Source organism: Streptomyces sp. SP18CS02, assembly GCF_036322365.1.
Classification (GTDB): domain Bacteria; phylum Actinomycetota; class Actinomycetes; order Streptomycetales; family Streptomycetaceae; genus Streptomyces.
In genome coordinates this window covers 63,531-76,992 of the sequence record NZ_JAQYXC010000263.1, presented here as the reverse complement: position 1 = coordinate 76,992, position 13,462 = coordinate 63,531, and the positions used below count along the sequence as shown (strand labels likewise).

General features: G+C 71.1%; 11 protein-coding genes and 1 other RNA gene. 1 reads left to right on the top strand and 11 read right to left on the bottom strand.

Going from position 1 to position 13,462, the window contains the following annotated elements; translation table 11 throughout:
- Positions 1–148 precede the first annotated feature (148 nt).
- The 6 genes from PUR26_RS07020 to PUR26_RS06995 all read right to left on the bottom strand — a co-directional run bounded on the left by PUR26_RS07020 (position 149) and on the right by PUR26_RS06995 (position 8,124).
- On the bottom strand, positions 149–1,288 hold the full coding sequence (locus tag PUR26_RS07020) for a uroporphyrinogen-III synthase (protein WP_329870279.1): 1,140 nt from the start codon (positions 1,286–1,288) through the stop codon (positions 149–151).
- Between the two features lie 75 nt (positions 1,289–1,363).
- A complete protein-coding gene (locus PUR26_RS07015; RefSeq protein ID WP_329870276.1) occupies positions 1,364–2,695 on the bottom strand; it encodes a nitrate/nitrite transporter in 1,332 nt (443 codons plus the stop codon).
- Between the two features lie 186 nt (positions 2,696–2,881).
- Entirely contained in the window at positions 2,882–4,087 is a 1,206-nt protein-coding gene (locus tag PUR26_RS07010) for an acyltransferase family protein (protein WP_443077003.1), read from the bottom strand.
- Between the two features lie 2 nt (positions 4,088–4,089).
- Positions 4,090–6,276 carry a glycosyltransferase gene (locus tag PUR26_RS07005; RefSeq protein ID WP_329870274.1) on the bottom strand — a complete coding sequence of 729 codons (2,187 nt, stop codon included), beginning with the start codon at positions 6,274–6,276 and terminating at the stop codon, positions 4,090–4,092.
- Positions 6,277–6,945 carry a hypothetical protein gene (locus PUR26_RS07000; RefSeq protein ID WP_329870273.1) on the bottom strand — a complete coding sequence of 223 codons (669 nt, stop codon included), beginning with the start codon at positions 6,943–6,945 and terminating at the stop codon, positions 6,277–6,279.
- Positions 6,946–7,158: 213 nt separating this feature from the next.
- Positions 7,159–8,124 carry a LysR family transcriptional regulator gene (locus PUR26_RS06995; protein ID WP_329870271.1) on the bottom strand — a complete coding sequence of 322 codons (966 nt, stop codon included), beginning with the start codon at positions 8,122–8,124 and terminating at the stop codon, positions 7,159–7,161.
- Positions 8,125–8,207: 83 nt separating this feature from the next.
- Here PUR26_RS06995 and PUR26_RS06990 point away from each other — a divergent pair, with 83 nt between their 5' ends.
- Positions 8,208–9,503, top strand: a complete 1,296-nt coding sequence (locus PUR26_RS06990; RefSeq protein ID WP_329870269.1) for an MFS transporter — start codon at positions 8,208–8,210, stop codon at positions 9,501–9,503.
- Positions 9,504–9,535: 32 nt separating this feature from the next.
- Here the strand turns inward: PUR26_RS06990 and ssrA are convergent.
- From ssrA to ftsE, 5 genes are all read right to left on the bottom strand, one after another.
- Positions 9,536–9,905, bottom strand: a transfer-messenger RNA (tmRNA) gene (gene ssrA, locus PUR26_RS06985).
- Between the two features lie 153 nt (positions 9,906–10,058).
- Positions 10,059–10,547, bottom strand: coding sequence for an SsrA-binding protein SmpB (gene smpB, locus PUR26_RS06980; protein ID WP_329870268.1), 489 nt, complete (start codon positions 10,545–10,547; stop codon positions 10,059–10,061).
- A gap of 34 nt (positions 10,548–10,581) precedes the next feature.
- Positions 10,582–11,763 (bottom strand): S41 family peptidase, encoded by a 1,182-nt coding sequence (locus PUR26_RS06975; RefSeq protein ID WP_329870266.1) that lies wholly within the window; start codon positions 11,761–11,763, stop codon positions 10,582–10,584.
- Positions 11,764–11,830: 67 nt separating this feature from the next.
- Positions 11,831–12,748, bottom strand: coding sequence for a permease-like cell division protein FtsX (gene ftsX, locus PUR26_RS06970; protein WP_329870264.1), 918 nt, complete (start codon positions 12,746–12,748; stop codon positions 11,831–11,833).
- A 24-nt stretch (positions 12,749–12,772) separates the two neighbouring features.
- Entirely contained in the window at positions 12,773–13,462 is a 690-nt protein-coding gene (gene ftsE / locus PUR26_RS06965; RefSeq protein WP_329870262.1) for a cell division ATP-binding protein FtsE, read from the bottom strand.

Below are 13,462 nucleotides of genomic sequence, written 5' to 3'. Positions count from 1 at the left end.
CTGTGTCGTCAACAGAGTGCCCGCCCGGGGAGGTCACCGGAACCCCGCCCGCCCCTTTCCCGCCCCGCGGTGACGGGTGCGGCCCGTCGTGCGGCGGGCCGCCCGGCGGTGCCCGTGGCTGTCCGGCCGGCGGCCGGGCCGCCTTCGGCTATCCGTCCGCGTACTTGGCGTCGGATTCCGGGTCCAGCGCCAGCCGGTAGCCGCGCTTGACGACCGTCTGGATCAGCTTCGGGGCGCCCAGCGCGGAGCGCAGCCGGGCCATGGCCGTCTCCACCGCGTGCTCGTCGCGGCCCGCGCCCGGCAGCGCCCGGAGCAGGTCGCCCCGGGAGACGACCCATCCGGGGCGACGGGCCAGGCAGTTGAGCAGCGACATACCGGCGGGCGGGACGGGCCGCAGCTCGCCGTCGACGAGGACGGCCTGGCCCCGGATCTCCACCCGGCGGCCGGCCACCGGCAGTGTGCGGGCCCGCGCCGGGAGTTCCTGGCAGAGCAGTTGGACCAGCGGCCCGAGCCGGAAGCGGGCGGGCTGGACGGTGTCGATGCCGTGCGCCTGGAGCGGCAGGGCGGTGACCGGCCCGACGCAGGCGGACAGCACGTCGTGGTTGAGGGCGGCGAGGAGCTCGGGCAGCAGGCCCCGGCTCTCCGCGCGGGCCAGCAGCGAGGCGCCGGCCGGCGCGCTGGTGAAGGTGAGGGCGTCCAGGGAGCGCGTGACGGTCAGGTCGATGAGCCGGTCCAGCGGCCCCAGGTCCTCCGGCGGCATCCATCGGTACACCGGTACGACGACGACGGTCGCCCCGCCCTCCCGCAGCGCCTCCACGAACCCGGGCAGCGGCTCGCCGTGGAGCTGGAGGCCGATGCGGCGGCCCTCGACCCCCTGTTCGAGGAGCCGGTCGAGGACCTCGGCCATGGAGTCGGAGGCGGGCGACCACTCCTCGGTCAGCCCGGCCGCCCGCACGGCGCCCTTCACCTTCGGTCCTCGGGCCAGGACCTGCACACCGCGCAGGCAGGCCACGAGCTCCTCGCCGTACCCCCAGCCGTCGGCCGCCTCCAGCCAGCCGCGGAAGCCGATGGCGGTGGTGGCGACGACGATGTCCGGGGCGTCGGCCACCAGGTCCTTCGTGGCGGCGAGGAGTTCGGTGTCGTCGGCGAGTGGCACGATCCGCAGTGCGGGGGCGTGCGCGACGGCCGCTCCGCGCCGTTGCAGCAACGCACCCAGCTCGTCCGCGCGGCGGGCCGCGGTGACGCCGACCGTGAAGCCCGCGAGGGGCCCGTGCTGTTCCTGGTGCATGGCATCAGAGCCTGACAAGGATGCGTGACAGTCTCGGGGCGGCCGTATTTCGCCCCCGTTACGGCGCATTCCCGATCACACTTCGGAGTAACTGAGCTGCGGCTTCGCGGGCGCCTCGATCGGACGGCGAAGGTATACCGCCCAGGTGACGGCCAGACAGGCCGCGTAGAAGAGAAGGAAGGCGACGAAGGCGGCGGTGCCGGTCCCGGCGGTGGCGAAGGACTGGCGGAAGGCGAGGTTGATGCCGAGTCCGCCGAGCGCCCCGACCGCGCCGATGAGCCCCATCGCGGCGCCCGAGAGCCGGCGCCCGTAGGCGTCCGCCTCCTCGCCGACGAGTCCGGAGGCGTGCGCCTTGGCGCGGAAGATGACGGGGATCATCTTGAAGGTCGAGCCGTTGCCGAGGCCGCTCAGGACGAACAGGCCGGTGAAGCCGACGAGGAAGACCGGCAGCGACTCGACGACCGAGGCGTAGAGGACGACACCGGTCGCGCCGGCCATCGCCACGAAGGTCCCCAGGGTGATGCGCGCCCCGCCGTACCGGTCGGCGAGCGCGCCGCCGACGGGCCGGATCAGCGAGCCGAGCAGCGGCCCGATGAAGGTGAGCGAGGCGGCCTGGAGCGGGGTGCGGCCGAACTGTGTCTGGAGGACGAGGCCGAAGGCGAAGCTGTAGCCGATGAACGAGCCGAAGGTCCCGACGTAGAGGAACGCCATGATCCAGGTGTGGGGGGCCTTCGCGGCCTCCTTGACCGCTCCGGTGTCGTTCCTGACGGGCGCCAGGTTGTCCATGTAGAGCGCGGCGCAGACGGCGGCGACGACGATCAGCGGGAGGTAGATGCCGAGCACCAGCCGGGGGCTGGCGGCTCCCGCCGTGCCGATGACGAGCAGGCCCACGAGCTGGACGACGGGCACGCCGATGTTGCCGCCGCCCGCGTTGAGCCCGAGGGCCCAGCCCTTGCGGTGGAGCGGGAAGAAGGCGTTGATGTTGGTCATGGACGAGGCGAAGTTGCCGCCTCCGACGCCGGTGAGGGCGGCGACCAGCAGGAAGGTCGTGTACGACGTGCCGGGCTCCATGACCAGGAACGCCGCCCCGGTGGGCAGCAGCAGGAGCAGCGCGCTGAAGACCGTCCAGTTGCGGCCGCCGAAGCGGGCGACGGCGAAGGAGTACGGCACCCTGATCACCGCGCCGACCAGCGTCGCCATGCCGATCAGGAAGAACTTGCCCGCCGGGTCGATCCCGTACTCGGGGCCCATGAACAGGACCATCACGGACCACAGGGTCCAGATGGAGAACCCGATGTGCTCGGAGACGACGGAGAAGAGCAGATTGCGGCGGGCGACGCGCTCACCCCCGTCCCGCCAGAAGGTCTCGTCCTCGGGGTCCCACCGCTCGATCCACCGGCCGCTCATCGCGCACCTCCACTGCTGTCAGGTCCTGAATCCCGTCAGGACCTCACGCTAGGGAGGCCGCGTTTCAGCCCGGTCATGTGAGGTGACCGGGCTGAAACCTTGCTCTCACCCGGCGCCCGGCGAGGCTGTGAGCGCCGTGCCGGGCGCCGTCGGGCGCCGTCGGTGCGCCGTGGTGCCCAGGGCGCCTCAGCGGCGCGCCTCGCGCTTCCTGCCGTTCGGCCACAGCCGCGGCCTGCGCTGGGCGGCGACGTCCTCCAGCCACCCCACGGCCATGATCATCAGGCCGATCAGCGGGAAGACGACGATCAGCATGAGCACGGGGTAGGCGCTCTCGATGTAGCCGGAGTACGTCGGCCACACGCCCGGGATCTGGAACAGCAGGTCGATGACCGGGATCGTCGCCATGATCAGCAGGTTGTGCCAGAGGTAGATCGTCACGGCCCGGTTGTTGGCGAGGGTCACCAGGCTGTCCCACGCGGCCAGCTTCCCCGGCAGTACCTGCCAGGACGGGGAGTACTGCAGGAGGATCACGCAGAAGCCGAACGACCAGGTCGCCTGCGCCAGCGGGATGTCGTTGAGGTCCCAGCCGTCCGGTCCCAGGTGCCCGGAGGCCCACCACAGGCCGAAGGCCATGATCAGGGCGGACGCGGAGACGGAGACGTACCTGGGGATCTTCTGGAACAGCCCCTCGTTGTGCGCGAAGCCGAGGACCCAGCAGGAGCCGTAGCAGGCGAAGTCGCTGATCGCGTTGCCCGTCTCGCCCGGGATCCTGACGAGGCCGGAGCCCACGATCGCGGTGAGGCCGAGCGGAGCCAGCAGCGTCACCCATGGCACCTTGCGGAACGCCCACAGCAGCACCGGCGAGGCGATGACGAACCAGAGGTAGGCGCGGATGTACCAGAGGGGCCCGGCGGCCTGGACCGCCCAGGTGTCCTCCAGGAGCCCCGACGGGTCACCGCTGTGCCACGGGTACGGCGGGGCGCCGATCGGGAAGACGTAGGTGGCCAGCTTGGCGAACCACCACAGGCCCTCTTCCTTCAGCGGCTTCCAGCCCAGGTAGAACATGACCGGTACGACGGCGAGCGAGAACGCCCACATGGGCGGCAGCAGCCGCCGGACGCGTCCCCGGATCACGCCCCACGCGGGCCGGGAGAGGGAGCGCGCCATCAGCGACCCGGCGAGCGCGAACATCACGCCCATGGACGGGAAGAGGACGGTCAGCCAGGCCCAGCCGAAGATGTGGTAGACGATCACGCGGACCAGCGCGACGGCGCGCAGCAGGTCGAGGTAGCGGTCGCGGCCGGGGCGCGCGGCCGCCGGGGCGGGTCCGCCGGCCACGGTCGCCTTGTGCCGCGCCCGCGGGACGCCTCCGGTGGTTTCCAGAGAGGGGATGGTCACGCGACCGGCCTCCGGTTCTCACTGCTCTGGCGCTGGCCCGGGATGGAGCCGGGGGCCTCCACGACACCGGTCCGGCGCAGCTTCTGCCAGCGCAGCCGGCCGCCCGTGAGAGCGGTGATCCAGGACTGCAGGAGCACGACGTACATGAGCTGGCGGTACAGGAGCTGCTGGAGGGGCAGCGAGATCAGGTGGGTCATCCGTTCCTTGTCGAGCCGGAAGGCGTACGCGGCGCACACGGCCTGGATGGCGAGGACCACCAGCCAGGCGCCGACCGTCTTCTGGGTGGGCCCGAAGACCAGGCCGTACAGCAGGAAGACGTCGATGAGCGGTGCCAGCAGCGGGAACAGCACCATGAACAGCGAGACCAGGGGCAGGCCGACGCGGCCGAAGCGGCCGGAGGGGCCGCGCTCGATCACGGCGCGGCGGTGCTTCCACATCGCCTGCATGGTGCCGTACGACCAGCGGTAGCGCTGGGACCACAGCTGCTGCACGCTCTCGGGCGCCTCGGTCCAGGCCCGGGCCTTCTCCGCGTAGACCACGCGCCAGCCGTCGCGGTGCATGGCCATGGTGATGTCGGTGTCCTCGGCGAGGGTGTCCTCGCTCATGCCGCCGACCCGGTCCAGGGCCTCGCGGCGGAAGGCGCCGACCGCGCCCGGGATGGTGGGCATGCAGCCCAGCAGCTCGTACATGCGGCGGTCGAGGTTGAAGCCCATCACGTACTCGATGTGCTGCCACGCGCCGATGAGCGAGTCGCGGTTGCCGACCTTGGCGTTGCCCGCGACCGCGCCGACGCGCGGGTCGCCGAAGGGCTGCACCAGCTCGCCGACGGTGGACGGCTCGAAGACGGTGTCGCCGTCCATCATCACGATGATGTCGTAGCGGGCGTGCCGGATGCCGTTGTTGAGCGCCTCGGGCTTGCCGGAGTTGACCTGGCGCACCACCCGGACGTTGGGCAGCCACATCGCCTCGACGATGTCGGCCGTCCCGTCCGTCGAACCGTCGTCGATGACGATCACTTCGATGGGGTGGTCGCTGGCCATCAGGGAGCGCACGGTGTTCTCGATGCACTCCTTCTCGTTGTACGCCGGGACCAGCACGGTCACCGGTTCGGTGATGGGGCTGCCCCAGCGGAAGCCGCGTCGGCGGACCTTGCGGGCGTGCGCGAACGACAGGACGAGCATCAGGCCGAAACGGGCGAAGACCAGCACGCCGATGATGGCGAGGCCGCCGACCAGGACGCCGGTGGTGTTCTCCGAGACGGCGACCGCGGCGACGAACGCCCTGCCCTTCCACAGGTCGAGGCCGGACACCGGGGTGTGCGCGCTGGGGGCGCCGAGCGCCTCGGTCAGCACGGTGAACTCGTAGCCCCTGGCCTGCATCTCGGGCAGGAAGCGGTCGAGGGCCGCGACGGTCTGGGAGCGGTCGCCACCGGAGTCGTGCATCAGCACGATCGAGCCCTTGGTGCCCTCGGGCGTGGCGCGCTTGATGATCGCGTCGGAGCCGGGGCGCTTCCAGTCCTCGGAGTCGGTGTTGTTGAAGGCCGTGATGTAGCCGCGGCTGCCTATGTACTGCGTGACCGGCCAGGCCTCGTTGTCGAGCGCGCTGGAGAACGACGAGTACGGCGGGCGGAACAGCGAGGTGCGCACCCCGGCCGCGCCGGCGATGGCCAGCTGGTTCTGGGAGAGCTCCCAGTCGATCCGGTTGGCCGACTGGTAGGAGAGGTCGGGGTGGTTGAAGGTGTGCAGGCCGACCTCGTGGCCCTCCTTCACCATCCGCTCGACCAGGTCCGGGTAGCGCGAGGCCATGGTGCCGGTGACGAAGAAGACGCCGTGGGCGTCGTACTCCTTCAGCTTGTCCAGCACCCTCGGCGTCCAGACCGGGTCCGGTCCGTCGTCGAAGGTCAGCACGAGCTTCTTGTCGGGCACGCTCAGCGCCTTGGGGGCGTTCTTGTCACGTGCGTCGATGACCGGGCCGCCCTTGAGGATGTCCTCGGGCACCTGGTCGTAGGCGACGGGCGGGCGTACGCGGTGGTCGGCCAGGATCTCGCTGTGCACATAGCCGCGCAGCATCAGCATCGCGAGCAGCGCGACCAGGAAGAGCGACGGCAGCAGATAGCGCATGGGCAGCCTGCGCCGGCGGACACGCGTCTTCTTCTGCGCGCGCCGCCTGCCGGGGGATGTCATTTACTGTGCGCCTTCCGCGGCCAGGGGCTGGTTGCCGCCGTCTACGACCGGTGGATCGGTCGGTTCTTCCGTCGGGGTCGTCGGATCGACCGTGGGGTCGGGATCCGTCGAGGGGATGGGCGGCGGCTCGGAGGCGCCGCCCGAGGGCTGTACGACCGGGGGCTTGGGGTCCGGCTTGTCGACGACGGTGCCGCCGGTGCTCAGGCCGCTGCCGGGCGATGCGGTGGGCTCGGCGCCGGTTTGGGCGGGCGCGCCGCTCGAACCGCTGCCGGAGGGCTGCCGGACGACCGCCCCGGCGGAGTCGGTGGGGGCGGGGACGCCGGGTACCGCGGCCGGGACGCCGTCGGGGCCCGTGCTGCTGGAGGGAGCGGGGACGACCTGGGTGGTGTCCGTCTGTGTCTCGTCGGCGGGACCGGGTATGAGGAGCCAGGGAGCGCTGGAGTTTCCGCCGATGACCGCGGCGACCAGGGTGACCGCGTAGACGGCGCAGGCGATGGCCAGCACCCAGCCGAGCCGCCGGAACTTCTTGCTGCGCCGGCCGCTCTCGTCGACGAAGACCGGCCCGTCGGAGGAGGCCTCCGGGGCGGTCACGACGTCGAGCCGGGTGGTCGCGGGACCGAACGGCGGCTCCGTGCCCTGCCGCCCGAGCCCGTCGAGCTGGACGGTCACGTCGTGTGGCTCATATGTGTGCCCGTTTTGGGTGTTTTCTCGCCAATTATCCACTGCTGTACGCACATCCCCCACTGAACGGAAAAAGGGGTGCGCACGCGATTCCTGGGTATGTCGCCCCCGGCCAGGCCCCCACCCGGTCGACGCGCCCCCCTATCACACTGCACCCGGAGTACGAATGTAGCGCACCTGTGTGGCAGGGGTGCTTATGGTTCATTGATTGCTGCACATCTGCAACAAATCACCCTCCGGCAGCCAGGCCCCGGGCGGAATGTCCAACCATTTCTCCTGCTCGGCCAGCTCGGCGGCGGCCGTGCGCAAGGCTTCGACACCAGGGTGTCTGAGCCCCTTTCGCCACACGAGCGAGACCGGGGACAGCGGCACGGGGCGCACGAGCGGCCGCAGCACTGTGTCCGGCATCACGGGGAAGTCCACCGCGACCAGGACCGGTGTACGGGTTTTGGCCATCACCCGACGGAACTCCTCCGCTCCGATCGCCACCGGCGCGGGCGGCGCGATCCCGATGCCCCGCCCCGCGAACAGCCGCTCGGCCAGATCGGTCCACTCCCGGGTGCCGGGATTCCCGGCTCCCGCGTACAGGGACTCCCCCGACAGGGCGTTCAGTTCCACTTCGGCGTGTGCGGCCAGAGGATGGCCGAGCGGCAGCAGGACGCCCATCGGCTCGTAGCGCACCGTCTGCCGGTCGAGCCGGGCGCGGACCTCGGGCGCCAGCCCCCCGAAGCGCCCGAAGGACACATCGAGCCGCCCCGCCAGGATCTCGGCTGCCGCGCCGGTCAGGCCGCTCTCGAAACGGGCCATCAGCTCGCACTGCGGGGCCAGCTCCCGGGCCCTGGCCAGCACCCGGCCGGTGATCATCCCCTCGGTGTTGAGGTCCACCAGCAGCGGCCGCGCCTCGTCGGCGAAGGCGGCGCCGAGCTCGTCGTGGGCGGCGAGCACGCTGCGCGCGTACGGCAGCAGCCGCTCCCCCTCCGACGTGAGCGTCACCTGCCGGGTGGTCCGGGCGAACAGCACGGCACCCAGCTCGCGCTCCAGGCGCCGGATGTCCCGGCTGAGCGCCTGCTGGGCGACGTACAGCCGGGCGGCGGCGCGGGTGAAGTGGAGCTCGTCGGCCACGGCGACGAACGCGCGCAGCAGCCGGGGTTCGATGTCATGGGCCACGCGCCGAATCTACAACCGGGGTGCGTCAATGGGTGCGGTTCAGGTGTTGGACCGCCGCGGCGGGGTGCCACCAAGCTGGCCGCATGCCGCAATCGACCCTCCGGGGCCCCCTGCTGGGGCTGCACTCCGACTCCCCCTTCCCGGCCCCGCGCTACAAGGAAGCCTCCCCTCCGGCGCCTCGTCGCGCCTCGCGCAACGCCTACGTCCGGCTGTTCGGCGAGCCCGGGACCCGCGCCTTCACCCTGGGCAACCTCATCGCCCGGCTCCCCATGGGGATGTTCACGGTGAGCGCCGTGATCATGATCGCCGGATCGCGCGGTTCGTACGCCCTCGCCGGCGCCGTCACGGCCACCGGCCTGGCCGCCACCGCCCTGGTCGCGCCGTTCACCGCGCGGCTCGTCGACCGCCACGGCCAGGCAAGGGTCGCCGTGCCCGCGGCGCTGATCGCCGTGCTCGGCTCTCTCGCACTGGTGCTGTGCGTCCGCCACGACGCCCCGGCGTGGACGCTGTTCGCCGCGTACGCCGCGACCGCCACCACTCCCAACATCGGCGGGATGTCCCGCGCCCGCTGGGCGCACCTGTACCGCGACGACCCGGCGGCGGTGCACACCGCGAACGCCTTCGAGCAGGCCGCCGACGAACTGTGCTTCATGACCGGGCCGGTGCTGGCCGCGTTCCTGTGCGCGGCGCTGTTCCCGGAGGCGGGCACCGTGACCGGGGCGGTCCTGCTCCTGGCCGGCATCCTGATCTTCGCCACCCAGCGCGCCACCGAGCCGCCCGCGTCCCCCCGCGCCGGCACGGGCCGCACCCCGCTGCGCGCCCCCGGGATGCCCTCCCTGCTGGCGGTCCTGCTGGCCACCGGCGCGGTCTTCGGGTCGCTGGAGGTCGTGACGCTCGCCTTCGTGGACGGCCCGGCGGCCGGTGCGGTGGTGGCGCTCCAGGCGGCGGGGTCGTGCGCGGCGGGCCTCCTCTACGGCAGGGCCCGGCGGACGGCCCGGCTGTGGCCCTGCCTCGCCGCCATGGCCGCGCTGATGTCGCTGCCGCTGCTCGCGGCCACGCTGACCGGTGCGCTGCCCCTGGTCGCGGCGGCCCTGCTGGTCGCGGGCATGGCGACCGCGCCGGCCATGGTCACGGGCATGACACTGATCCAGCGCCGCACCCCGCGCGGCCGGCTCAACGAGGGCATGACCCTGGCCGTCACCGCGCTGATGGGCGGCGCGGCGGCGGGCTCGGCGACCGGCGGCTGGGCGGTGGAGTCGGCGGGTGCGGCCCTCGCGTACCTGGTCCCGGCGGCGGCCGCGGCGCTCGCCCTCGTACTCGCGACGGCGACGGCGACGGCGGAGCCGGCCCGGGGTACGACGAAGGCCCGGCTGTCGTGACAGCCGGGCCTTCGTCTATGAGAAACATGGGAAAGTGGAGATGGCGGGAATCGAACCCGCGTCCAACGGTGCAGAATCAGGGCTTCTCCGAGCGCAGTCCGCTGCGATTTTCTCGGCCCCGGAGATCACACGGACAAGTCTCCGACGGGCTCAGTCACTGTTTGATTTCCTTCCAGGCCCCGTGACCGGGCCTAGAAGTTTAGATCCCTTGATGATGCCAGGATCCGGGTCGGGATCACCCCCGGGCTGACACTTCGCAAATCGCTACTTAGGCAGCGAGGGCGAAGGAATCGCGCTTGGTGTTGGCGATTATTGGTTGCGACATATGGTTTACGAGATCATTGCCGCTTCCTCGGCTCGCTTCCCCTGCTTCGACATCCGCTGTCGAAACCGATCATCCCCATGTTCATTTTTCAAAACGTGCACCCGCTGTGGAGCGCACGGCCCATCGTACGTGACCAACGCACGACCATGCCAGCGTATTCCTCCGGACCGGGCAGGCTCCGTGCCGGCCGGGGGTGTCCGTCCGGGTCCTGCCGGACGCGGACGAGGGTCCTACGCGCTCCGCTGCCGCCGCCGCGCCGCGGAGATCGCCCGGTTCGTCTCGCGCAGGTCCTGCTTCTCGCGCAGGGTCTGCCGCTTGTCGTACTCCTTCTTGCCCTTGGCGAGCGCGATCTCGACCTTGACCCGCCCGTCCTTGAAGTACAGCGCGAGGGGCACGATCGTGTGACCCGTCTCCTGCGACTTCGACTCCAGCTTGTCGATCTCCGCCCGGTGGAGCAGCAGCTTGCGCTTGCGCTTGGCGGAGTGGTTGGTCCAGGTCCCCTGTACGTACTCCGGGACGTGCACGTTGTGCAGCCATGCCTCGTTGGCGTCGATGTGGACGAACCCGTCCACCAGCGATGCCCGTCCCATGCGCAACGACTTGACCTCGGTCCCCATGAGCACCAGGCCGCACTCGTAGGTGTCGAGGATGTGGTAGTCGTGCCGCGCCTTCTTGTTCTGCGCGATGAGCTTGCGCCCTGTGTCCTTTTCCTTAGCCATAGTCCCGCCATTTTCGCACTGTGCCGCAACTCTTTTAAGAAGCGCCCCCGAGGCCGCTCAGGACCGTCCGGCCCCGCTCCTCGGCCCCGTCGCCCGCGGTCAGGTCCGGGGTGATGCCGCGGCCGTCCACGCTGTGCCCGGCGGGGGTGCGGTAGTGGCCGACGGTCAGCTCGGCGACCGATCCGCCGGGCAGCCGGCTCGGCATCTGCACCGACCCCTTGCCGAAGGTGCGCGTCCCCACCGTGACCGCCCGGCCCCGGTCCTTGAGCGCGCCCGTCAGCAGCTCGGCCGCGCTCATGGTGCCGCCGTCGACCAGGGCGACCAGGGGCCGCTCGGTGTCCCCGCCCGGGGCGGCGTACAGCGCCTTCTCCCGCCCGTGGACGTCGTACGTGGCGACCAGGCCGCCGTCCAGGAAGGCCGACGCGGCCGTGACCGCCTCGGAGACCAGCCCGCCGCCGTTGCCCCGCAGGTCCAGGAGGATGCCGGCCCCCTCGGGGGCGCCGCGGACGGCGTCGCCGATCCGCTCGCCCGTACCCCGGGTGAACGCCGAGACCTTGATCAGGACGGCGTCGCCGCCCAGCCGCCGGACGGTGACGGCCTCGGTGGCCAGCCGGGCCCGGCGCAGCGTCTCGGTCCAGACGCGCGGGCCGCGCTGGACGCCGAGGACCACGGCCGATCCCGCCCGGGCCCCGGCCCCCTGGCCGTCGCCCCGCAGCAGGGCGACCGCCTCGGAGACCGAGCGTCCCCGCAGCGGGCGCCCGTCGATGGTGCGCAGCAGGTCGCCGGGGCGCAGTCCCGCCTTCGCGGCCGGTCCGCCGTCCTGCACCCGGGCCACCTCGACCCGGCCGTCGGCGCCGCGCCGGGCGGACAGGCCCACACCGACGTACCGGCCGTCGAGGGCCTGCTCGAACTCCTCGTACTCGCGCGGGTCGTACACCGCGCCCCACCGGTCCCCGCTGCGGCTGACGACCTCCTCGGCGGCCTTCGCCCCCGACTTGCCGTCGGCCACGGCGTCGGCCGCCGCCCTGGCCACCTCGTCCCGGTCGGCCGTGGACGCCCCGGCCGAGCTGACGGGCCGCACCGGCACCGGCCGCTCCTCGCGGGGGAGGCAGTTGGTCGCGGCTGCCGCGGCGAGGACGGTCGCGAAGACGAATGCCAGGGCCGCCCCGCGGCCCCCGGCGCCGCGGGGCCGGGTGCAGAACTCCGGGCCCAGCATGGCGCCCACTCTAGGACAAGCGAAAGGCGCCGTAGGGCCGTTGGCCCCACGACGCCCGGGGCGCTTGTCACACCTTGAGGTACTTGCGCAGCGCGATCGCGGCCGCGAGTGACGGCATGAGCAGGCCGATCACCACGACGAGGGGAAGGACCGTGATCACCGCGTCCCAGCCGATGAAGTTGACCAGGGGCATCTTCTCGGAGAGCGCGAGACCGCCGTCGATCAGGAAGTAACGCCCCGCCAGCAGCATGGCGCAGGCGACCACTCCGCCCAGCAGCCCCGCGAACGCCGCCTCCATGATGAACGGCATCTGGATGTAGAAACTGGACGCGCCGACCAGTCGCATGATCCCGGTCTCGCGTCTGCGGCTGAAGGCGGAGACGCGCACGGTGTTGACGATCAGCATCAGGGCGATGACGAGCATCAGCGCCATGACGAAGAGCGCGGCGACGTTCATGCCCCTCATCATGTTGAAGAGGTTCTCCAGGATGCCGCGTTGGTCCGCCACCGAGTGCACGCCGTCGCGCCCGGCGAACGCGGTCGCCACGACCTTGTACTTCTCGGGGTCCTTCAGCTTGACCCGGAACGACTCCTGCATCTGGTCGGGCGTGATGATGCTGGCGATGGCGGTGTCGCCGTACTGGTCCCGGTAGTGCTTGTACGCCTGGTCGGCCGTCTCGTACTGGACGCTCTCGACGATGTCCAGCTTGTCGAGGTCGTCCTCGATCTGCTTCTTCTGCTGGGCGGTCACCGCTCCCTTGGAGCAGGTGTCCGCGCCCTCCGCGTCGTTCTTGTTGCAGAGGTAGATGGTGACGTTGACCTTGTCGTACCAGAAGTCCTTCATCACGTTGACCTGCTCGCGCATGAGCAACGCTCCGCCGAAGAGGGCGAGGGAGAGGGCGACGGAGACGATGACCGCGAAGGTCATCGTGAGATTACGACGGAGGCCGACACCGATCTCCGACAGTACGAACTGGGCGCGCATCGCGTGCGTTCAGCCTTTCCTTGCTCAGTGCTGGTAGCCGTAGACGCCGCGCGCCTGGTCGCGTACGAGGCGGCCCTTTTCGAGCTCGATGACGCGCTTGCGCATCTGGTCGACGATGTTCTGGTCGTGGGTGGCCATCACCACGGTGGTGCCGGTCCGGTTGATCCGGTCCAGCAGCTTCATGATGCCGACGGAGGTCTGCGGGTCCAGGTTGCCGGTCGGTTCGTCGGCGATCAGCAGCATGGGCCGGTTGACGAAGGCGCGCGCGATGGCCACCCGCTGCTGCTCACCGCCGGAGAGCTCGCCGGGCATGCGGTCCTCCTTGCCGCCGAGTCCGACGAGGTCGAGGACCTGGGGAACGGCCTTGCGGATCTCTCCGCGCGGCTTGCCGATGACCTCCTGCGCGAACGCCACGTTCTCCGCGACGGTCTTGTTGGGCAGCAGGCGGAAGTCCTGGAAGACGGTGCCGAGCTGGCGGCGCATGTGCGGCACCTTCCAGTTGGACAGCCGGGCCAGGTCCTTGCCGAGAACGTGCACCATGCCGTGGCTGGCGCGCTCCTCGCGCAGGATCAGCCGCAGGAAGGTGGACTTTCCGGAGCCGGAGGACCCCACCAGGAAGACGAACTCGCCCTTCTCGATCTCCAGGGAGACATCCCTGAGCGCGGGGCGGTTCTGCTTCGGATAGGACTTGGAGACGTTGTCGAATCGGATCAC